This window comes from Pseudomonas sp. KB-10 (genome assembly GCF_018221585.1).
Classification (GTDB): domain Bacteria; phylum Pseudomonadota; class Gammaproteobacteria; order Pseudomonadales; family Pseudomonadaceae; genus Aquipseudomonas; species Aquipseudomonas yangonensis.
Genome location: NZ_QYYB01000001.1, coordinates 854,951 through 875,085, shown reverse-complemented (window position 1 = coordinate 875,085; position 20,135 = coordinate 854,951). Strand labels below are relative to the sequence as shown.

Here is a 20,135-nt window from a genome sequence, read left to right as displayed (position 1 = left end):
GTGGCTGGTGATGGTCAAGGCAGCACGATGTTGCCTCCCTGCAGACCCTTGGTAACACCGTGAAAGCCTTCAGTGATGAGCTTTCAGGCCGGTATGAGCTCCCTAGTGAAACATTCGTCAACCGTTCTCTTTCACCAAGAAACAGGCGATCTTGGCAATTGTTCCGAGATTCAGTATGTGTTAAAACTCGCAAATTAGCGCACTTTGCATAAGTTTACAAATGCGATGAATGGTCGGCATATTATCTCGACTTTTTATATTTTAAATTAAAATATAACGAGAGCCTGGATATTACGTAGCGGCAAATAACATTAATGGTTAGTTATCAAAGAGCCATCTAGGATGAATTTATGGCATTTATGTAGCGCAGTTAAAAATCGATAAGGAGATCGAGTCCGTGGAAACTTCGCTTTTGCTTGCCGCCGTTTCGGATACTTGGCCCTGTGGCGAAAATTTGGAATACGACAGCGACTTTCTCCAGCTCGATGCGCCAGGGCACTCCCAATCGCAGCATGAGCGACTCCCTGCGGCTCACTCACGAAGCCATGAAGCGTGCCCTGCACGATTTGAGCGCTATCGAGCAACTGTTCAGCGAGCAAGTCGGTTCCGCTCAGGGCGTGGGCCTCTTTGCATGCGCGACAACAAGCTGGACATATCAAGAGTCGATAAAAGTGCTATGTGTCAGATAGGCCGACAGGTTCATCGATTTTTTCCGGTGGCGAACGTGATCAGGGCTGCTCATCTTGCTTTGATCGCCGCACTCTTTCCATCCGTGGCACAGGCCGGCCAAGTTGCCGATAGTAGCCTGCCGATGCATGCTACATTGTTGAGCCAGCCTTATGTGCTGGAGAACCAGCAACAACGCTGCGCTTTGCGCAAACCAGACCAGAGCATACTGCCACTCGACATTCCCTCGCCGTGTCATTTCAGTATTGGCAAGAATGGCCAGGCACATGTCGAAACTTTTCAGAATGTGCCGATCATCATGGTGTTGCATGTAGCCCCTGTGGTTGGCAGCAAGCTGGAGTGTCGCTCGCAATACAAGGCTATTCGACTAATTAAGGGCCAGTTGGAACAATCAGTGTTGGCGCACAATGCCAGTTGCCTGCGTGGCGTTGGCGACCAGAAAAACTACACCGCGATGTTCGACTGGTAAACCTGAGCATGGCTATCCTATCGCTCGGAGGGGGCCTTCGCCTGCTCAGCGAGACCCGGATAGCCGACAGCCTCTACCTTTAAGACGAAGGCAGCTACGACCCGTTGGCGCGCGTCGATGGCCAGGGTGAACACGCGCGCCTGCGCTACTACCACACCGATCCAAACGGGTTACCGCAGCAACTCACTGAAGACGACGGCCGCTGCATCTGGCAGGCCCGTTATCAGGTCTTGGGCAACACCCTGGCCGAACAGCAGAAAGCTTCTTTGTCGAAGAGCAGAACCTGCGCTTCCAGGGCCAGTACCTGGACCGCGAAACCGGGCTGCACTACAACACCTTCAGGTTCTACGATCCGGATATCGGACGTTTTATCAGCCCGGATCCGATTGGGTTGGACGGTGGTCTGAATTTTTTCACCTACAGTCCCAACCCGTTTGGGTGGATTGATCCATTGGGCTTGTCTTGCCGCCTGAACTACGTTGGCAGAACCCCTGGAAAAAACAGCCGTACGGGCAAAGCGGTGATAGCGCGGATGCGAGCCGAAGGCAAGATCATCGGTACCGGGAAAAACATGAGGTTCCAGAGTACTGATAAAAAATGGTATTCGATTAAAGACGCTGATATGGCCAAAACCGATGCCGTTAAGTATTGGAGCTCAAAAGGCGGTTTTCATGGTGCCAAAACCAAAGAAGTGAGGGGGTGGATGCGTGACCCCGACAATTATGAGCTGTAATACTATTCCCATAACCGGTCCAAAGGCGCGCTCCTGACGGACAGGTACCGGGATCCCGGCGATTTTATTGGCCCCGCAGAAAAGCCCATTTATTAGTAAAGGACCGGCGTGATGAAAGACCTGGCAGACGTGAACTCGACACTCGCAGACGAAATAATGCGTGTCATGGCATCGGGTAACGAACTCGATGAGCAAAACAAAAAAGAACAAGCTCAAGCCCATTACCAGAATGCTTGGGACTTGCTTCCTGAGCCCAAGCTGCAGTGGACACCCTTGTCATCGTGGGTCACAGGTTCGTTTTTCAATCTGCATTTCGACAAAGGGGATTTCGAGGCGGCTAAGGACTGGGCACAAAAGACCTTGGATGGGCGGGAGTCGGATATCGATACAGGGCCGTTGATTAACTTGGGAATGGTCTACTTTGAACTGGGAGACCAAGCCCAAGCCTACAAATACTTCAACGAAGCCTACAACTTTGGCAAGGCGCGAGCTTTTCAGGAACGGCCCAAAAAATACCTGAAGTTTTACTTGGAAAAAAAGCCCTGAACAAAGCTTCATTTGGCAAAAAGGGGACAGATTTATTTTCTGCCGCCAGCAATCAGGATCAATAAATAAATCTGCCCATTTGCAATTGAAATTTATTCCCGCCTCTGTCTAGATCGAGATTTATTTATGGAGCGTAAAGCTCAGACTGTAGATCTGCTGGTATCCCACAGCCAAATTCAGTTTCGTGCGCGCCCCTTCGATGAGTCATCCAGTCAATGGGGTAAGGTCAACTTGGAGCAGGGGGCGGTTCTGCATCGCGACTACGTTGTATTCGATCCTTTGCCCGAAGACTCTTTCGGTGCGAACGTGTATTTGAGTCTAACGAACAGCTTTGCTCTAGATGAAACTGCTCAGCGTTGTATCGTCGTGCCGTTTCACGTCACAAATTCCACACATGTGGAAGTTGCATCCGCAACTGAGAAATTCAATGTCGACTTGGATTTGGTGCGGCGTGACTATGCGTTGTACTTTGAAGTCTGTGAAGGCGACGAGATTTTCTACAAAATAACCTTGGTCCCGGTGGACGCAAAAGTCGAACCCAAGTACTTGCTAGATGATCCATGGGGCGGCGAGAAAGATCTGTCACTCGTCGAGGGCTTTCAATGAAAACTATCCCTTTCTAGGATGTATATAAGTGTCAAGTGAAAATAAAAATGTTCATGTATGGGTAGGTAGTAACTTCTCGCGAGAGGACGAATACATGAGCTATTTCGAGATTGATCACGCTGCCGAAGGTGATTTTGACGATCCAAACTACAAACTCTGTGGCTTCTGCAGAGATATTGGTATTGTTTGGTATGACGAAGATTTCATTGGCATTATTCCTCGTTGCGAGTATGAGGTTTCACTAGATGAAATTCTGACCGAAGCCGCTGTAGATGAAGATGAACTGCCACTGGTCAAAGCGCGTTGTGAGGCGCTTGGAATCAAGAAAGCCAATGCGATTTTTTGGTACCAAGACGCGGATCTGGTTCTTACGCAGCCTATCAAAGATAGTTATAACGGTCTGAATTATATAGGCGTATTTCAAGGTGATTAAGTGAAAAGATTAGCCGAGTAAGTGCTTCGATCCGTTTGGGCTAATGAAATGCTTGACGCCTCCAGTTAGTAGGCGAGTTAGCCGTACTGTATACCGCTTCGAGGAGCCAGACCGGATCAGTACGACATGGACGGCGCACAAACGGAACGTAGCCTCAAAGTCACCGGTATACCAAACCGGGGCCAGAACCTGATTCGCGGCAATCTCGAAACCTACAGCTACGACGCCGCCGCCAACCTGCTGCACCCGGTCGGTGGCGATGCCGCCAGCAGCGGCTGGGTGCGCCACAACAAACTGCTCACCTACCAGGACAAGCGCTACCGTTACGACGCCTTCGGCCGCCTGGTGGAAAAACGCAGCGGCCGTCACCAGGTGCAGCGCCTGAGCCATGACGCCGAACACCCGCGTGCGGGAAGTCACCAACAACGACGGCAGCCGCGTGATCATGCACTACGATCCGCTCGGCCGGCGTATCGGCAAAAGCCACTACGATGCCCACGGCGTACTGCTCGGCCAGACCGACTTCACCTGGGACGGCCTGCGCCTGCTCAGCGAAACCCGCAACGGTCGACATAGCCTTTACCTCTACGACGAAGGCAGCTACGACCCGCTGGCGCGCGTCGACGGCCAGGGCGAACACGCCCGCCTGCGCTATTACCACACCGATCCAAACGGGTTACCGCAGCAGCTCACCGAAGACGACGGCCGCTGCATCTGGCAGGCCCGTTATCAGGTCTGGGGCAACACCCTGGCCGAACAGCAGGAAAGCTTCTTTGTCGAAGAGCAGAACCTGCGCTTCCAGGGTCAGTACCTGGACCGCGAAACCGGGCTGCACTACAACACCTTCAGGTTCTACGATCCGGATATCGGACGGTTTATCAGCCCGGACCCGATTGGGTTGGCGGGTGGGATCAACCTGTTCCAGTATGCGCCGGAGCCGTATGGGTGGGTGGATCCATGGGGGTGGGCCCTCACAGGGGTAGACTTTACTGGGAGTAGTGATTTATTCCCCACAGTCGGCTCACAAAAGAATATTGTGGTTATCAAAATGCAGGGAAGTCGCGGGCGCGATTTCACTCAAGCATTTAAAGAGGCTGGTATTTCTAAGAAAGCGGCAACGGGTTACACCTGGCACCATGTTGATGACTTTAACCCGAAAACTGGTACCACCACGATGCAATTGGTTAAGACCTCTGCTCATGAGGCAACATTCCCTCATGCAGGGTCTGTGTCCCAGTATGAAAAACATTTCAAGGTAAAGTACGAAAGTGCTGAAGCAATTTTGGTATCTTCAAAGAAAGGATGGCTTGCTAATAAGATTCCTAGATCTAAAGTTGGGCGTTGTTGATAAGTGAGAGTTGTTCATGAATGAAAATGTTTTCTCTAATACTGAAGCTTCAGTCGATCTGACGCAGCTGAATAGTTTTGAAGCTAAGGTTGGAAAAAAATTGCCTGATGAGTTTAGGGCTCATTATCTTAAATATAATGGTGGCGTTCCTGATCGCACGTATTGGGTTGGTGCGGAAATTGAAGAGCCTTTAGAGGTCGCATCTTTCAAGCCAATTTCCGATTCTCCATCGAACCTGCTATCAACTTACCTTTCAATGAGAGATAAGCAGGTGATTCCTGAGAATCTACTTCCCTTTGCTAACGACTGGGGGGGGAACTATTTTTGCCTAAATGTAGACTCTGGGCTGGTTAGCTATTTTACGACTGATAATTTTTACGCCGAGCTCAGCTTTGAAGAGAATCAAAAAAAATCAGAAACGGTAATTTGTTCCAGTTTTACTAATTTTGTCCAAGGACTAGTCCATGAGGAGGACTTGTAAGGAAGTTAGACGCAAACCTCTTCAGCGTATCGGTGCTCTTGCGTAACACCAAATGCGGCGCACAGATAGTGCAGTAGAGTATCAAAACTTGGAGATAAAAAAGCTTATTCTTGAAGCATGAATGATCTAGTTAAAAATAAAAAACGACTATTCGATGGGGCTGAAAGCGATTTCTATGTATTCAGCTCAATATTGGATGTGCCAGATTTCGGACCAGTGCTCTTCGACAACCGGCAGGTCCAGTATTTATGCGAACTGGGTGAACGGCAGGCCGATGCGCTGGTAGGTCTGATTCCTGGCGCAAGAAAAAATATGGATTTTCCAGGCGATACGCCCGCGTATAAGCAAGGAAATCTTGCTCTGTACATACAACGCGTTAATGGTCGAGACGCCAATCATTCGGCACTCATCGTTATAGCTGCAGGAGAAGCGCAACCTGCGCGCTTCGTGATCGATCTATGTGGCGTGTTTGTGGACGAGTAAAGCTGCCTTCTGATTAGCGTCAGGCTCAGATCATGGTTTTTTGCGAGTGCCGCTATGGCAAAAGGCTTACACGCCGAAGCGCAACGGACCTCTCCCGCCGTGTCCGTGGGCTGGTTAATCTACACACACCTACCGGGAACTGGATGTCCCGAGTCACGGAAGACAGACCGCGCCAGGACGGCAAACGACAGGATGTCGGAAGGTCTTAAAAAAACCCGCTTCGGCGGGTTTTTTGTTGCCTACAGAAAAGCCGGGCGACGCTGAACGCTGGTAGCCAGGCATGACTCAGGTCTGCTAGTAATCCGAGCCCCTCCTATCAGTCCGCCGTGGCCAGAACCTGTGTATTACGCCCGGCGTGCTTGGCGCGATAGAGCGCGGTGTCGGCCTTGAGCAGCATGGCGGTGATGTCCTCGGCGACGGAGCTGGTGCTGCCGTAAACACCGGCGCTGAAGCTCAATGCGATGTGCTTGTCGTCAATCTGCGCCGGGTGCTGGGTCAGGGATTGGCGAAGCTGATCGACCAGCTCCAGCGCGCCGCTGGCGTCGGTGCCGGGCAGGATCAGCAGGAATTCTTCACCACCATAACGGCCGATGCTGTCGTTACGCCGCAGCCGTTGCTGGAGATGGTCCGCGCAGTGCCTGAGCACGGCATCGCCGACAAGATGGCCGTGGCTGTCGTTGATCTGCTTGAAGTGATCCAGATCGAGCATGGCGATGGATAGGGGCGCGCGAATAGGGGGCACGAATACGAATACGAATACGAATAGAGGGACAGACCACGATTAACTTATCCGTAAATCGTGGTCTGTCCCCTATTATTTTTTGTCCCCTATTATTTTTATTTCAGCAATACAAGAGAATGGTGTCGCAGACGCGCCAACAGGGCGGTGCCTTGCATGCGCAGTTGCAATCACGCCTGCAACACTCGGACTATGTCTACCGTGCAACGAACTACCGGACGCTGAAGTACTACCGCGATGCGGGGCGTATCAACCGTGATGCTTACATGACCTTCGATAATCCGGGCCTGGACCCGAAGGTCAGCATGGACAAGAGCCAGGTATTCGATCACTGGGGCCAGCACGAAGTGGTGCTGAAGATACCCGCTTCACAGGTCATCGACGCCCGCGTCCCAAGGCCGTTGGGAGACTCTCACCCGATCGGCTGGGAGCCTGTGACCGAGGCCTATCCGGCCGCCGGTTCAGGTGGCAACAGCCAGTTCCTTGCACAGACCTCAACCTGGGACGAGTCCTGGGTCATCCCCATGAATGGAGCGCCGCCAAGTGGACCCTGATCAACTCAGCCTGCTCTTGCAGGCTCGCCGCGCCGAGCGAATCACTCAGGACGAGGTGGCCGCCTGGGTCGATGCTCACGCCGATGCAGCCAGCAGCCAGCTCAAACGGACCACCTACCTGAAGCTGCGCCGCGGTGACCCGCAGCCGGCATTTCTGGAATGCCTGGCGGCCTGTCATAGCTGCACAAGGGTCTACCAGGCCGGTGAGTTTCGCGACTATCACGACTTCGAGCAGTGCGACGGCTGCCTGCGTAGCGCGTCGGGCGTCTTTACACCCGTGCCGGCACCCGCTTGGTACACGGCACCGGCCAACGTCCTGGGCGGCGAAGTGCTCTATCAATGCCAGCAATGTGAGGCTATCTGGAGGCTCATCCTGCCCGAACGGGCACAGCGAGGCAGCTGGTGTCGGGTCGGCTAGCCATTGCCCGGAGCCTTGATTTGCCCCGGATTGTTGATATTTCCAGACGAAATCGTAACCGCTTCACAAACCCCACCTGCTCATAGCTGGCCGAGCACTGGATACCGAGCTCCCGTAGTTGGGCTTGTCACCAGGATACGTCCACGGCACCCAAAGGAAGGAAACGCCCGATGAGCTACACCATTCAAGAAGCAAGCAGCGATCCCAAGTCCCCGTTCGCCAAGTTGGCGAAACAGATCAAGCACAGCCTCAACGGATGACCTGCGATGTCTGATGCGCTCTGGGCTGCCCGGCTCGGCGACGATCTGCTGCACACCACAATGCTCGCCGACATCGTCGGCGGCGTGCTGGAAGTGGCTGCCTATGCCGCCATTACCGCCGTGGCCTGTGCCGCGGTGGTCGCCGCCACCGGCCTGACCGTCCTCACCGGCGGTCTCGGTGGCTTTGTTCTCGCCGCAGTAGTGGGGATCGCCGTGGGGGTCGGCATGAACAAAACCGGCTGGGACCAAGGGTCTCACGACCCTCTGCGAAGGCCTGGGCAACGCCATCTCCCCGCCCAATGTTCAGCCAAGATCGTTACCGGCGCCAACAAGACCAAAACCAACGGCCTGCCTTCCGCGCGCGCCGCTGGCAAGTTGGGTAGCGCCGCTGCGCCGTCCGGCACCGAGTTGGAGCAGGCACCGCCCGCCGAGGAGCCTGAGCCGAGCTTTCTCGACATGGCCAAGAACTTCTTCAGTGAGATGTGGCAGCCGACGGTTGCCCAGCCGGCACCTGGCGTCATCCCCTGCCCGCTGGATGCCATCGAGTGCAAGAAGCACCCGCCGATGCCGGTGCAACTGCTGGCCGAAGGTTCGATCAAGGTCAGCATCGAAGGTCAGCCGGCGGTGCGCAGTGGTGATCGCAGCACCTGTGAAGCCACGGTGGTGGAAAGCGGCAACATTTCGCCGAACGTGCGCATCGGTGGCGACGCCGTGGTGGTGCAGCCGATTCGCAGCGGCAAGATCCCCGGCATCGGCCTGGCCCTGACTGTGCTCATGGCGCTACGTGGCAACCCACGCAAGCTGTGCAGCAAGCTGCCCTGCCTGGTCGCTGGTTTCGCCGGCAACATGGCCATGGGCGGTGCGACCGCCTATGCCACCAACGCCATCGCCAACGCTCTCGGCTCGGCCAGCAGCGGTGCACCCAATCCGGTGCACGCCAGCACCGGGGCCAAGGTGCTCGGTGAAGACGACGACCTCGACTTCGTCCTGCCGGGGCTGATGCCCATCGAGTGGCAGCGCTTCTACAGCAGCTGCGACGAGCGCCGTGACGGTTTGCTGGGTGCCGGCTGGAGCCTGCCGTTCGAGATCGCCGTGCAGGTGCGCGCCCACCCGCAGGGTGGCGAAGCGCTGACGTATATCGACGAGCAGGGCCGCCCCATCGAGATTGGCAGCCTGCCACCGGGCGATGCCTGCTACAGCCCGGGCGAAGGTCTGAGTTTCCGCCGCGATGAAAGCGGTGCACTGCTGGTGGAAAGCGTCGATGGCCTCTACCGCCTGTTCGAGCCTCTGTCCGAAGCGCCGCATCGGCTGCGCCTGAGCAAGCTGGGTGATCGCAACGACAACCGCCTGCTGCTCGAATACGACGCCACTGGCCGGCTGCGCGCCGTGCGCGATGGCCACAACCAGCTGTGCATCGAATTGATTGCCGATGCCCGGCACCCGCAGCGCCTGGGCCGGGTCGAGCGCCTGTTCGCCGATGAGCGGCGCGAGGTGCTGGTCGCCTACGCCTATGACGCACAGGGCGATCTCAGCGAAGTCCGCGACGACAAGGGCCAACTGCTGCGTCGCTTCGTCTACGACAGCGGCCGTCGTCTGATCGAGCACCAGCGTCCCACCGGTCTGCGCTGCTTCTACGAGTGGGGCGAGTTTCAGGGTGCCGATGGCCGCGAATGGCGGGTGACACGGCACTGGACCGACGACGGCGACGAATACCATCTGCATTACGATCTGGAGGCGGGAATCACCCGGGTCATCGACGGCCTTGGTCGCACCAGCGAACGTCACTGGAACAGCCAGTACCAGATCACCCGCTATCGCGACGCCCTCGGCCAGCTCTGGCTGTTCGAATGGAATGACGAGCGCCAGCTGCTGGCCGCCGTCGCACCGGATGGCGCGCGTTGGCAATTCGCCTATGACGAATCCGGCAACCTTTGCGAAACCCTCGACCCGCTGGGGCGTCGCGACTTCACTAAGTGGCTCGGTCACTGGTCGCTGCCGGAAGCCGAGACCGACGCCGCCGGCAATGCCTGGCAGTACCGCTACGACAAGCGCGGCAACTGCATCGCCGAGATCGACCCGCTAGGCCATGTCACCCGCTACCGCTACGACACCAGCGGCCTGCCGGTGGAGATCATCGACGCCAGCGGCAAGCGCAAGACCCTGCGCTGGAACGCCCTCGGCCAGCTCACCGAGCAGGTCGACTGTTCCGGCTACCCCACGCGCTTCGCCTACGACGAGCGCGGCAACCTGGTGCAGATCACCGATGCCCTCGGCGAGATCACCCGCTACCACTACGACAGCCAGGGACGCCTGCTGCAGACGCAACTCGCCGACGGCCGCTGCGAGGAGTTTCAACGCGACGCCATCGGCCAGCTCAGCGCCTACCTCGATCCTGCCGGCAAGCCCGTGCGCTATCGCTATGACCGCCGTGGCCAGGTGCGTCAGCGCATCGATGCCCTGGGCCGCAGCGTCGGCTTCGAATACGACGCCTATGGCCGTCTGCTCGCCCTGAGCAACGAGAACGACGAACGCTACCGCTTCACTTGGGACGTGCTCGACCGTCTCACCGCCCAGCATGACCTAGACGACAGCGCTCGGCATTATCGCTATGACCCGCAGGGCAACCTCATCGGCCTGGCCTATACCCCAGCCCCACACGGCACGGGTCTGGGTAGCGTCCCGGAGACGCCGCCGGCGCCGATCATCCACCGCTTCGAGCGCGATGCCGCTGGCCGGATGATCGCCAAGCACACCGATGACGGTCGCACCGAATACAGCTATGACCCGCTCGATCGCCTGACGGGGGTCGACTTCACTGCGGCTGATGGTCAGGTGCAGTCGCTGGCCTTCGCCTACGACGCCCTTGGCCAGTTGCTCAGCGAGCAGAGCGCCGCCGGCGCCCTGCAGCATGCCTACGATGAGCTCGGCAACCTGCTGGAAACGCAACTGCCTGACCAGCGCCGTATCCGCCGCCTGTACTACGGCAGCGGCCACTTGCAGTTGCTCCACCTGGATGATCAACTGGTCAGCCGCTTCGAGCGCGACCGCCTGCATCGCGAGGTGCTGCGCACCCAGGGGCAGCTCATTACCCGCAGCCAGTACGACCGAACCGGACGCCTCACCGCACGCCTGCGTCGGCGCCTGGAGCAACCTGTACAGCTGCCGGCCGAAGCCGAGCGGCGCTATGCCTTTGATCCCAGCGACAACCTGATCGGCCGCCTCGACCGTGACCCGGCCAGCCAGCGCGAACAGAAGCAGCAGCTGCACTACGATGCCAGCGGGCGCATCATCGCTAGCCAGGACCTGATTCGCGGCAATCTGGAAACCTACAGCTACGACGCGGCCGCCAACCTGCTGCACCCGGTCGGTGGCGATGCCGCCAGCAGCGGCTGGGTGCGCCACAACAAACTGCTCACCTACCAGGACAAGCGCTACCGCTACGACGCCTTCGGCCGACTGGTGGAAAAACGCAGCGGTCGTCACCAGGTGCAGCGCCTGAGCTACGACGCCGAACACCGCGTGCGGGAAGTCACCAACAACGACGGCAGCCGCGTGGTCATGCACTACGATCCGCTTGGTCGGCGTATCGGCAAAAGCCACTACGATGCCCATGGCGTGCTGCTCGGCCAGACCGACTTCACCTGGGACGGCATGCGCCTGCTCAGCGAAACCCGCAACGGCCGGCACAGCCTCTACCTCTACGACGAAGGCAGCTACGACCCGCTGGCGCGCGTCGATGGCCAGGGCGAACACGCCCGCCTGCGCTACTACCACACCGATCCGAACGGGTTACCGCAGCAACTCACCGAAGACGACGGCCGCTGCATCTGGCAGGCCCGCTACCAGGTCTGGGGCAACACCCTGGCCGAACAGCAGGAAAGCTTCTTTGTCGAAGAGCAGAACCTGCGCTTCCAGGGCCAGTACCTGGACCGCGAAACCGGGCTGCACTACAACACCTTCAGGTTCTACGATCCGGATATCGGACGGTTTATCAGCCCGGATCCGATTGGGTTGGCGGGTGGGCTGAATCTCTATGCCTATGCGCCAAATCCCGTCACCTATGCAGACCCTTTAGGCCTAAGCTGCTCCTTGGCGAAAGGCTTTAGCAGAAAAAATACGATTACCAAACGATGGGTTGGAAAGCTGACGGGCAAGAACCCTGCAAGCGTCGACCGTTATCTGACGGCTCGGGGCTGGACAAAAAATCTATCCGCAGGCCGGAAGGCCGGGTGCGATCCAGCACGTTCAGTATGTACGAACCACAAAATCCGGGGCCACTTATAAGCTTGACTATCATCCGGGCGGAAGCTCCAGTCAACCTAACATTCATGGCAATGACTATTGGAAAATATATAAAACAAATAAAGCAGGGGAAGACATTGTTTTCGGAAGAATTGGCCATGGAGAGTTCAAAAATTACGACCTCATTAAAGATTCACCCGTCTACGTCGATGGCGTATTGATGAATGGAATATGAAATGATTGATTTCAAAGCCGAAATAAAATCAAAATGCTCAGTAGCAAATATTCAACTGATGAGTAATGTCGCCGAATACATGAGCGAGCTGCATGAAAATCACAAGGTCAAGATAGAAAGTTACGTGCTTCCCGATAATGAAACGAGGACAGCCTACAAGATTGACGATACGCTTACCCTCTCGACACTTTCCGACGGAACTATTTTTTCCATTGGCTGCAACGCTAATTACAAAGGTCTGTATAGGGGTATACTTTCCACAGGAATGTCTTTTGGTCAGATAAAAAAACTTACAACGCGCCAAAGAATTTTCAATGGATCAATCATAATTGATGATGATTTCGGCTTTTCCTACATATTACCCCAACCTTATGATGAGATTGCTGACAGCATCAACGATATACCACTAAGTTTGATCCTTGATGAGATTTATATTTCAGATTTTTCCTTTTGGCTAGACGCCAGTTGATAATATCTGCTCGAAAGAGAGAAGAAATTTGTTTGGCTATCTGTTGTGAGCCAAGGATCATGGGGGCAGAGTCATTGATTTGTGCGCACCAGAGGATTCAAAAGGGGACAGATTCTGAGGAATCCCCACAAGTCTACTCCAGTGCCCGAGCTTGCCGGTGAACCTCGTCACGTAGCAATAGCTCCATTTTGGTAAGGGCCGAACAGGATAGATGGCTGGCCGAACGCCTGAGGTATTCAAGGCCGACACGCCAGAGCGACAGCACAGTTTTATTCCTGACGCTATTGCTCTGAAGGGCAAAAAGGGGACAGATTTATTTTTTACCCCGATCCAAACGGGTTACCGCAGCAACTCACTGAAGATGACGGCCGCTGCATCTGGCAGGCCCGCTACCAGGTCTGGGGCAACACCTTGGCCGAACAGCAGGAAAGCTTCTTTGTCGAAGAGCAGAACCTGCGCTTCCAAGGCCAGTACCTGGACCGCGAAACCGGGCTGCACTACAACACCTTCAGGTTCTACGGTCCGGATATCGGGCGGTTTATCAGTCCGGATCCGATTGGGTTGGCGGGTGGGATCAACCTGTTCCAGTACGCACCGGAGCCGTTTGGGTGGGTGGATCCGTGGGGACTGAAGACGTGGACTTACCAGAATATGAAAAGTCTGGAGGGGTTCCAGAAACATCACATCATCCCGCAGTCCTTAGAGAATCATCCAGCGTTGAAAAATGCAGATTTCAAAATGCATAGTAATCGCAATATTATTTATTTGCCGACTAATGAGACTGCACATCCCACTAGGACCATCCATAAAGGGTCTCACCCCGGGTACAACAAGAGTGTCCGGCAGCAGTTGGATATTATAGCGCGAGTCGGCGAGAAAAATGGATGGGTAGAAGCTGACTACAAAAAAGCGGTATCAGGGGTGCTAAGAAATGAGCGCGCCGGATTGAGAAATGGGCGAACTATGCTAAATAAAAATTCTATACGCGCAGTACGCTGCGGAGGCTAACATGCTACTTCTTGAAACAGCTGAAAATTACCCAGAGCGCTTCTGGCTTACATACGACCAAGAGGCAAGCACTAAGGCTTCATTACTAAGTATGTGCACGCCGCTTGAGGAAAAAAATCCGGTTTTTATAGCAAAGAGCGAGAAAAAGCTTAGCGTCCAGGAAATACAGTCTTTCGATATTATTGAGAGCGATATGATGTCATTCGTCAGTAAGCGACTGGCTGACATCCTCGTTGATTACCCAGAGGACGTAGAAATCTTTGAGGCCAAAATAGTAATAGCCGGAGAGATTGTGCCAGGCTTCTTTGCCCTGAATGTGCTCAATAAGAAGCAATGCATTGACCTTGAGGCTTCAGATTATCGTCCTATTCTTGATGGTTATCCTGAGGAAGGCCTCAGATTTTACTCAATAAAGACATATCCTGATACAGTGCTGGACGGGGCAAATATAGTTAGGGCGCATGAGTCTGAGGGTAATATATTTATCTCAAACGCTCTCGCTAAAAGAATTCAAGATGCAGGAATTAAAAATTTACTGTTGGTGGATGCTACAGATACTACCGCTATCGCATAAGCAGAGATAGAGAAAAAGGGACAGATTTGGTTTGGCCACCGCTGGTGCTGGCAAAAAGGGGACAGGCAAAAAGGGGACAGATTTATTTTCTGCCGCCAGCAATCAGGATCAATAAATAAATCTGCCCATTTGCAATTGAAATTTATTCCCGCCTCTGTCTAGATCGAGATTTATTTATGGAGCGTAAAGCTCAGACTGTAGATCTGCTGGTATCCCACAGCCAAATTCAGTTTCGTGCGCGCCCCTTCGATGAGTCATCCAGTCAATGGGGTAAGGTCAACTTGGAGCAGGGGGCGGTTCTGCATCGCGACTACGTTGTATTCGATCCTTTGCCTGAAGACGCTTTCGGTGCGAACGTGTATTTGAGCCTAACAAATAGTTTTGCTCTAGATGAAACTGCTCAGCGTTGTATCGTTGTGCCGTTTCACGTCACAAATCCTGCACATGTGGAAGTTGCATCCGCAACTGAAAAATTCAAAGTCGAACTGGATTTGGTAAAACGTGACTACGCGTTGTACTTTGAAGTCTGTGAAGGCGACGAGATTTTCTACAAGATAACCTTGGTCCCGGTGGACGCAAAAGTCGAACCCAAGTACTTGCTAGATGATCCATGGGGCGGCGAGAAAGATCTGTCACTCGTCGAGGGCTTTCGATAAGGGCTAGACTTTTCACTTATATTGCCCTCGGCAGCAGGCAGTCCAAAGGGTGGTTCGCATGTTAAAGAGTAGGCTTGAGCGGCCAGTGCAGATTAGTTAGGAGTGAAAAGTTGTCTTTATTTTCAAGGCATGAAGAACCTTATTAAAAATAAAAAACGACTATTCAATGGTGCTGAAAGCGATTTCTACGTGTTCAGCTCAATATTGGATACGCCAGATTTTGGACAAGTGCTCTTCGACAACCGGCAGGTCCAGTATTTATGGGAGGGAATAGGGGGGCAGACCACGATTAATTTATCCGTAAATCGTGGTCTGTCTCCTATTGTTTCTCTTCCATAACAAGTTAATTGCAGATCTATAGCAGGTGACTAGCAAAAGAGAAGCTAAGATGATCATTGCAAGACATCATAGGAAACATATGAAATTAAGCAGGTGCTCCTAAATGTTCGATGACGCGAAAGCTATTCATATCTGGGTGGGAAGCAATTTCTCAAAAGAAGAAGAGTATATGAGCTATTTTGAGCTTGATTACTCTGTTGAAGGGGACTTTGCTGACCCAGGTTATAAACTCTGTGGTTTTTGCAAGGATATCGGTATCGTTTGGTATGACGAAGATTTTATAGGCATCATTCCTCGTCGAGAACAGGAGGTCTCTTTAGATGATATTTTGGCGGAAGCTGCTATAGATGATGATGAGCTACCGGTAGCTAAGGCTCGCTGTGATTCTTTGAGTATAAAAAAAGCCAATGCGATTTTTTGGTATCAAGATGCTGATCTTGTGCTTGAGAAGTCGACCAAGGATAGTTATAACGGTCTAAAATATATAGGTGTTTTTAAGGAGGGTTAGGCAGGCGGAAAGATCCAAAAGGGGACAGATTTATTTTCGGCTACCAGTGTTTTGAGCCAATAAATAAATCTGTCCCCTTTTTGCTTCGAATTACGTTGGTAGAACACCGAGTAAAAATAGTAAAACCGGAAAGGCTGTTATCGCGCGAATGCGAACTGAGGGGCGCATTCGAGGTACAGGCGCCAATATGAAATTCAAGAGTTCTGACGGGAAGTGGTATAACGTCAAGTATGCTGATATGGCACATAAAACAGATGCGGTCAGCTATTGGAATCAGAAAGGTGGGTTCCACGGTGCCAAGTCGAAAGAGGTCCGTGCATGGATGCGAGACTCAGACAACTATGAGCTAGAGTACTTTTCACATAATCGTTCTAAAGGTGCAAGCCTCGGGGAAACTTACAGAGATCCTAGAGGTTTTATTGGGCCTGCTGAAAAATCAACCTATTTCTAAGGTGAGAAATGAGAGATCTAGAAGTAGAACAGCCAGACCTAGCAGAGAAAATCATTAACGTTATTGAGTCAGGTAATGTGATGGCAGATGAAGGTGCGCACGAGAAAGCGCTGGCTGCTTATAATCAAGCTTGGAATCTTTTGCCTGATCCTAAAATAGAATGGACCATGATTAGTAGCTGGCTGGTTGGCTGTTTTTATGAGTCTTTTTTTCAACTCGAAGACTTTAAAAGTGCACTGCATTGGGCGTCTATTGAATTAGATATCAGGGAGTCAAATATTGATGTGGGCCCTTGGATGAATCTAGGGAAAGTTTATTACGAGCTCAACGATCATGATGCAGCCTTCAACTACTTCAAGAAGGCTTTTGATTTCGGCAAGGCTAGGGTTTTTAAGGAAGAGCCAAAGAAATATTACGAGTTCTTCAAGTCAAAAAACGTTTAGTAAGCTGTACGTGGAAAAGGGGCCTGTAGAGTTAGGGGCGGGCCACGCTTTAGGTGGAATTTCTCAGAGGCGAGGGCAGCTGCATTCGGAAAAGTAAGACCGACAATCTGTGGGATCATTGTCCCTCTCCCCCAACTCTCTCCCACAAATGGGAGAGAGGTGCTGATCGTTTCGTTGCTGCCTGAACAGCGTCAGACCTTCGTGCATCGTTCTGCATCTGCCGCTATGGCAAAAGGCTTACACGCCTAAGCGCAACGGACCTCTCCCGCCGCGTCCGTGGGCTGGTTAATCTACTCACATCTACCGGGAACTGGATGTCCCGAGTCACGGAAGACAGACCGCGCCAGGACGGCAAACGACAGGATGTCGGAAGGTCTTAAAAATCCCGCTTCGGCGGGTTTTTTGTTGCCTGCAGAAAAGTCAGGCGACGCTGAACGCTGGTAGCCATGCATGACTCAGGTCTGCCAGTAAATCCGAGCCCTTCCTGTCAGTCCGCCGTGGCCAGAACCTGCGTATTACGCCCGGCGTGCTTGGCGCGATAGAGCGCGGTGTCGGCCTTGAGCAGCATGCCGGTGAGGTCCTCGGCGACGGAGCTGGTGCTGCCGTAGACACCGGCGCTAAAGCTCAAGGCGATGTGCTTGTCGTCAATCTGCGCCGGGTGCTGGGTCAGGGATTGGCGTAGCTGATCGACCAGTTCCAGCGCGCCACTGGCGTCGGTGCCGGGCAGAATCAGCAAAAACTCCTCACCACCATAACGGCCGATGCTGTCGTTACGCCGCAGCCGTTGCTGGAGATGGTCCGCGCAGTGCCTGAGCACGGCATCGCCGACAAGATGGCCGTGGCTGTCGTTGATCTGCTTGAAGTGGTCCGGATCCAAAAGGGGACAGATTTATTTTCGGCTACCAGTGTTTTGAGCCAATAAATAAATCTGTCCCCTTTTTGCTTGGACCGCGAAACCGGGCTGCACTACAACACCTTCAGGTTCTACGATCCGGATATCGGACGGTTTATCAGCCCGGATCCGATTGGGTTGGCGGGTGGGATAAACCTGTTCCAGTATGCGCCGGAGCCGTATGGGTGGGTGGATCCGTGGGGACTAAAGACGTGGACTTACCAGAATATGAAAAGTCTGGAGGGGTTCCAGAAACATCACATCATCCCGCAGTCCTTAGAGAATCATCCAGCGTTGAAAAATGCAGATTTCAAAATGCATAGTAGCCGCAATATTATTTATTTGCCGACGAATGAAAGTGCCCACCCAACCAGAACAATTCATAAGGGGTCTCATCCAGGTTACAATGCCTCGATTCAACGACAGCTTGATGATATTTTGGCAGTCGGAAAGTCAAACAAATGGACGCCAGATCAGTATAAAAGCGCCGTAAATGGTGTGATTAAGAATGAGCGAGCGGGCTTGAGAAGTGGGAAAACGCGACTAAATAAAAATTCTGTTAGAACCATGCGGTGCGGAGGATGAATATGTATTTACTTAGGGTGAGCGAGGACTATCCAGAGAAGCTCTCACTCATATACGATCATGACGCCAGCACAGACCTTACGGAGTTTAGAAAGTGCCATCCGGTATCAGAGACCGTAACGGCAAAATTCTCAAATAGAAAAAAAATAGATATAGAGAAACTCAAGAGACTTGATTATATACAAAGCGATGGACCTCCATTGATCTCTCAGCGTATGGCGGAGGTAATTAAAGCGCATACAGATCAAGTTGAGCTCAGTCCCGCTAGTGTGATGATTGATGGGCAAATGCTCGATGGATACTTTGTTTTAAATATTTTAACTAAAAAGCCCTGCTTTGATCTGGCTAGATCTGACTACCGACCAACTATTGACGGAATGCCAGAATACGGCTTGCGCTTTTATCATGTGCACTCACTTCCCGAGAAGTGTTTAGAAGGGGCGTCTATTGTTCGTGCCCAAGAATCCCTCGGTGAAATCTTTGTATCATCTGAACTCGGTGAGGCATTGACGCGCTCAAAAATTTCCGGACTTTCTTTGCTTGATGCACATCATGGAGTGGATGTTTATTAGAACATTCAGGAGGGACAGATCACGATTCAGGTCAACTTTTCTCCGAGGTGAGGCGGGCTGCATTCAGAAAAGGTAACACTGCCAATTTGCGGTGTTCTCGGCCCTCTCCCCTCTTCCATAAATGGGAGAGGGGTGTTGATTGTGTTGCTACCACGCGAACCGTGTTAGGCCTTCACGCATCGTTTTCTATGTCCGCCGCTATGGCAAAAGGCTTACACGCCGAAGCGCAACGGGCCTCTCCCGTCGCCTGCGTAGGCTGGCTAATCTACATACACCTACCGGGAAGTGGATGTCCCGAGTCACGGAAGACAGACCGCGCCAGGACGGCAAACGACAGGATGTCGGAAGGTCTTAAAAAACCTGCTTCGGCGGGTTTTTTGTTGCCTACAGAAAAGTCAGGCGACGCTGAACGCTGGTAGCCAGGCATGACTCAGGTCTGCCAGTAAATCCGAGCCCCTCCTGTCAGTCCGCCGTAGCCAGGACCTGCGTATTACGCCCGGCGTGCTTGGCGCGATAGAGCGCGGTGTCGGCCTTGAGCAGCATGCCGGTGAGGTCCTCGGCGACGGGGCTGGTGCTGCCGTAAACACCGGCGCTGAAGCTCAAGGCGATGTGCTTGTCGTCAATCTGCGCCGGTTGCTGGGTCAGGGATTGGCGTAGCTGATCGACCAGTTCCAGCGCGCCACTGGCGTCGGTGCCGGGCAGGATCAGCAGGAATTCTTCGCCGCCATAACGGCCGATGCTGTCGTTACGCCGCAGCCGTTGCTGGAGATGGTCCGCGCAGTGCCTGAGCACGTCATCGCCGACCAGATGGCCGTGGCTGTCGTTGATCTGCTTGAAGTGGTCCGGATCCAAAAGGGGACAGATTTATTTTCGGCTACCAGTGTTTTGAGCCAATAAATAAATCTGTCCCCTTTTTGCTTCAGGTTCTACGATCCGGATATCGGACGGTTTATCAGCCCGGATCCGATTGGGTTGGCGGGTGGGATTAACCTGTTCCAGTACGCACCGGAGCCGTTTGGGTGGGTGGATCCGTGGGGGTGGTGCTCCCAAAGGTTAGGCCGCAATCTAAAAAATAGGCCTAAAAACTCTGCTGCGCATCATATTGTAGGGGACACATCAAAAAAAGCGGCTCCAGCACGAAAGATTTTAGCAAAACACAAGATAGATGTTGACTCTGCGGATAATGGTGTTTGGTTGCCAAATCGAAACAACAATGATGGGTTGCCGGGGATACTTAATAATGGAAAGCACCCTAATGCTTATTTTGATGCGGTCAATAAGCGGATTATTGATGCGGATGTAGCGGGTGGAAAGGCTGCTGTACTAAAAGAGCTTAGCTTGTTGAGAGGAGAACTGTTAAGTGCGCATAGAAATTCCTCTTGGTCAACCGTTGTTAATTAAGGA

20 protein-coding genes and 8 pseudogenes are annotated in these 20,135 nt (G+C 53.3%); 24 read left to right on the top strand and 4 right to left on the bottom strand.

The annotated features are described in order from the left end of the window. Window positions 1–397: 397 nt before the first annotated feature. The 10 genes and pseudogenes from DXK50_RS25340 to DXK50_RS04015 all read left to right on the top strand — a co-directional run. Window positions 398–527 (top strand): annotated as a pseudogene (locus DXK50_RS25340) (type VI secretion system protein TssA); the annotation flags it as partial. Window positions 528–631: 104 nt separating this feature from the next. Continuing rightward, the gene (locus tag DXK50_RS04055) at window positions 632–1,156 is read left to right on the top strand and encodes a hypothetical protein (RefSeq protein ID WP_249186675.1); all 525 of its coding nucleotides are present in this window, start codon (window positions 632–634) and stop codon (window positions 1,154–1,156) included. 32 nt (window positions 1,157–1,188) lie between these two features. Continuing rightward, window positions 1,189–1,619 (top strand): annotated as a pseudogene (locus tag DXK50_RS24855) (RHS repeat-associated core domain-containing protein); the annotation flags it as partial. A gap of 381 nt (window positions 1,620–2,000) precedes the next feature. Beyond that, entirely contained in the window at window positions 2,001–2,435 is a 435-nt protein-coding gene (locus tag DXK50_RS04045; protein ID WP_212629415.1) for a tetratricopeptide repeat protein, read from the top strand. A gap of 126 nt (window positions 2,436–2,561) precedes the next feature. Continuing rightward, on the top strand, window positions 2,562–3,041 hold the full coding sequence (gene comJ / locus DXK50_RS04040) for a competence protein ComJ (RefSeq protein ID WP_212629414.1): 480 nt from the start codon (window positions 2,562–2,564) through the stop codon (window positions 3,039–3,041). A gap of 28 nt (window positions 3,042–3,069) precedes the next feature. Further along, entirely contained in the window at window positions 3,070–3,474 is a 405-nt protein-coding gene (locus DXK50_RS04035; protein ID WP_349292059.1) for an immunity 22 family protein, read from the top strand. A 162-nt stretch (window positions 3,475–3,636) separates the two neighbouring features. Further along, a pseudogene (locus tag DXK50_RS04030) lies at window positions 3,637–4,441 on the top strand (RHS repeat domain-containing protein); the annotation flags it as partial. An 81-nt stretch (window positions 4,442–4,522) separates the two neighbouring features. Continuing rightward, a complete protein-coding gene (locus DXK50_RS25270; protein ID WP_212629558.1) occupies window positions 4,523–4,822 on the top strand; it encodes an HNH endonuclease signature motif containing protein in 300 nt (99 codons plus the stop codon). Window positions 4,823–4,838: 16 nt separating this feature from the next. Then, window positions 4,839–5,303, top strand: coding sequence for an SMI1/KNR4 family protein (locus DXK50_RS04020; RefSeq protein WP_212629412.1), 465 nt, complete (start codon window positions 4,839–4,841; stop codon window positions 5,301–5,303). Window positions 5,304–5,420: 117 nt separating this feature from the next. Continuing rightward, window positions 5,421–5,786 (top strand): hypothetical protein, encoded by a 366-nt coding sequence (locus DXK50_RS04015; RefSeq protein WP_212629411.1) that lies wholly within the window; start codon window positions 5,421–5,423, stop codon window positions 5,784–5,786. 316 nt (window positions 5,787–6,102) lie between these two features. Here DXK50_RS04015 and DXK50_RS04010 read toward each other — a convergent pair whose 3' ends face one another. Beyond that, the gene (locus tag DXK50_RS04010) at window positions 6,103–6,528 is read right to left on the bottom strand and encodes a GGDEF domain-containing protein (protein ID WP_349292058.1); all 426 of its coding nucleotides are present in this window, start codon (window positions 6,526–6,528) and stop codon (window positions 6,103–6,105) included. A 116-nt stretch (window positions 6,529–6,644) separates the two neighbouring features. On the opposite strand from DXK50_RS04010, the gene DXK50_RS04005 reads away from it, so the two are divergent. The 4 genes and pseudogenes from DXK50_RS04005 to DXK50_RS03990 all read left to right on the top strand — a co-directional run bounded on the left by DXK50_RS04005 (window position 6,645) and on the right by DXK50_RS03990 (window position 12,703). Further along, the gene (locus DXK50_RS04005; RefSeq protein ID WP_212629410.1) at window positions 6,645–7,079 is read left to right on the top strand and encodes a hypothetical protein; all 435 of its coding nucleotides are present in this window, start codon (window positions 6,645–6,647) and stop codon (window positions 7,077–7,079) included. Continuing rightward, complete coding sequence (locus tag DXK50_RS04000; RefSeq protein WP_212629409.1) at window positions 7,069–7,497, top strand: hypothetical protein; 429 nt, start codon at window positions 7,069–7,071, stop codon at window positions 7,495–7,497. Before DXK50_RS04005 ends, DXK50_RS04000 begins: the two co-directional genes overlap by 11 nt. Window positions 7,498–7,763: 266 nt before the next feature. After that, window positions 7,764–11,840, top strand: a pseudogene (locus DXK50_RS03995) (RHS repeat-associated core domain-containing protein); the annotation flags it as partial. Between the two features lie 395 nt (window positions 11,841–12,235). Next, on the top strand, window positions 12,236–12,703 hold the full coding sequence (locus tag DXK50_RS03990) for a hypothetical protein (protein WP_212629408.1): 468 nt from the start codon (window positions 12,236–12,238) through the stop codon (window positions 12,701–12,703). A 133-nt stretch (window positions 12,704–12,836) separates the two neighbouring features. Here DXK50_RS03990 and DXK50_RS24850 read toward each other — a convergent pair. Further along, a pseudogene (locus DXK50_RS24850) lies at window positions 12,837–12,995 on the bottom strand (IS4 family transposase); the annotation flags it as partial. A gap of 26 nt (window positions 12,996–13,021) precedes the next feature. Between DXK50_RS24850 and DXK50_RS25265 the strand changes: the two are divergent. The 6 genes and pseudogenes from DXK50_RS25265 to DXK50_RS03960 form a co-directional block, all read left to right on the top strand. After that, window positions 13,022–13,711, top strand: a pseudogene (locus tag DXK50_RS25265) (RHS repeat-associated core domain-containing protein); the annotation flags it as partial. A gap of 1 nt (window position 13,712) precedes the next feature. Then, the gene (locus DXK50_RS03980; RefSeq protein ID WP_161864232.1) at window positions 13,713–14,285 is read left to right on the top strand and encodes an imm11 family protein; all 573 of its coding nucleotides are present in this window, start codon (window positions 13,713–13,715) and stop codon (window positions 14,283–14,285) included. A 176-nt stretch (window positions 14,286–14,461) separates the two neighbouring features. Further along, window positions 14,462–14,941, top strand: coding sequence for a competence protein ComJ (gene comJ, locus DXK50_RS03975; protein ID WP_161864231.1), 480 nt, complete (start codon window positions 14,462–14,464; stop codon window positions 14,939–14,941). Between the two features lie 442 nt (window positions 14,942–15,383). Then, window positions 15,384–15,788, top strand: a complete 405-nt coding sequence (locus DXK50_RS03970) for an immunity 22 family protein (RefSeq protein WP_212629403.1) — start codon at window positions 15,384–15,386, stop codon at window positions 15,786–15,788. 187 nt (window positions 15,789–15,975) lie between these two features. Further along, window positions 15,976–16,239, top strand: a complete 264-nt coding sequence (locus tag DXK50_RS03965) for a GH-E family nuclease (RefSeq protein ID WP_249186608.1) — start codon at window positions 15,976–15,978, stop codon at window positions 16,237–16,239. A gap of 8 nt (window positions 16,240–16,247) precedes the next feature. Next, entirely contained in the window at window positions 16,248–16,682 is a 435-nt protein-coding gene (locus tag DXK50_RS03960; RefSeq protein WP_212629406.1) for a tetratricopeptide repeat protein, read from the top strand. A gap of 487 nt (window positions 16,683–17,169) precedes the next feature. On the opposite strand, the gene DXK50_RS03955 is transcribed toward DXK50_RS03960, so the two are convergent. Next, window positions 17,170–17,559 carry a GGDEF domain-containing protein gene (locus DXK50_RS03955; RefSeq protein WP_249186607.1) on the bottom strand — a complete coding sequence of 130 codons (390 nt, stop codon included), beginning with the start codon at window positions 17,557–17,559 and terminating at the stop codon, window positions 17,170–17,172. Window positions 17,560–17,625: 66 nt separating this feature from the next. Between DXK50_RS03955 and DXK50_RS03950 the strand changes: the two are divergent. Both DXK50_RS03950 and DXK50_RS03945 read left to right on the top strand, forming a co-directional pair. Then, window positions 17,626–18,159: pseudogene (locus tag DXK50_RS03950) on the top strand (RHS repeat-associated core domain-containing protein); the annotation flags it as partial. Next, complete coding sequence (locus DXK50_RS03945) at window positions 18,156–18,731, top strand: imm11 family protein (protein ID WP_126403446.1); 576 nt, start codon at window positions 18,156–18,158, stop codon at window positions 18,729–18,731. The pseudogene DXK50_RS03950 and the gene DXK50_RS03945, both read left to right, overlap by 4 nt. A 462-nt stretch (window positions 18,732–19,193) precedes the next feature. Here the strand turns inward: DXK50_RS03945 and DXK50_RS03940 are convergent, their stop codons facing one another. Continuing rightward, window positions 19,194–19,583, bottom strand: a complete 390-nt coding sequence (locus DXK50_RS03940; protein WP_249186605.1) for a GGDEF domain-containing protein — start codon at window positions 19,581–19,583, stop codon at window positions 19,194–19,196. Between the two features lie 66 nt (window positions 19,584–19,649). Between DXK50_RS03940 and DXK50_RS25335 the strand changes: the two are divergent. Both DXK50_RS25335 and DXK50_RS03935 read left to right on the top strand, forming a co-directional pair. Further along, a pseudogene (locus tag DXK50_RS25335) lies at window positions 19,650–19,772 on the top strand (RHS repeat-associated core domain-containing protein); the annotation flags it as partial. After that, window positions 19,755–20,132, top strand: coding sequence for an AHH domain-containing protein (locus tag DXK50_RS03935; RefSeq protein ID WP_461818301.1), 378 nt, complete (start codon window positions 19,755–19,757; stop codon window positions 20,130–20,132). The pseudogene DXK50_RS25335 and the gene DXK50_RS03935, both read left to right, overlap by 18 nt. Window positions 20,133–20,135 lie beyond the last annotated feature (3 nt).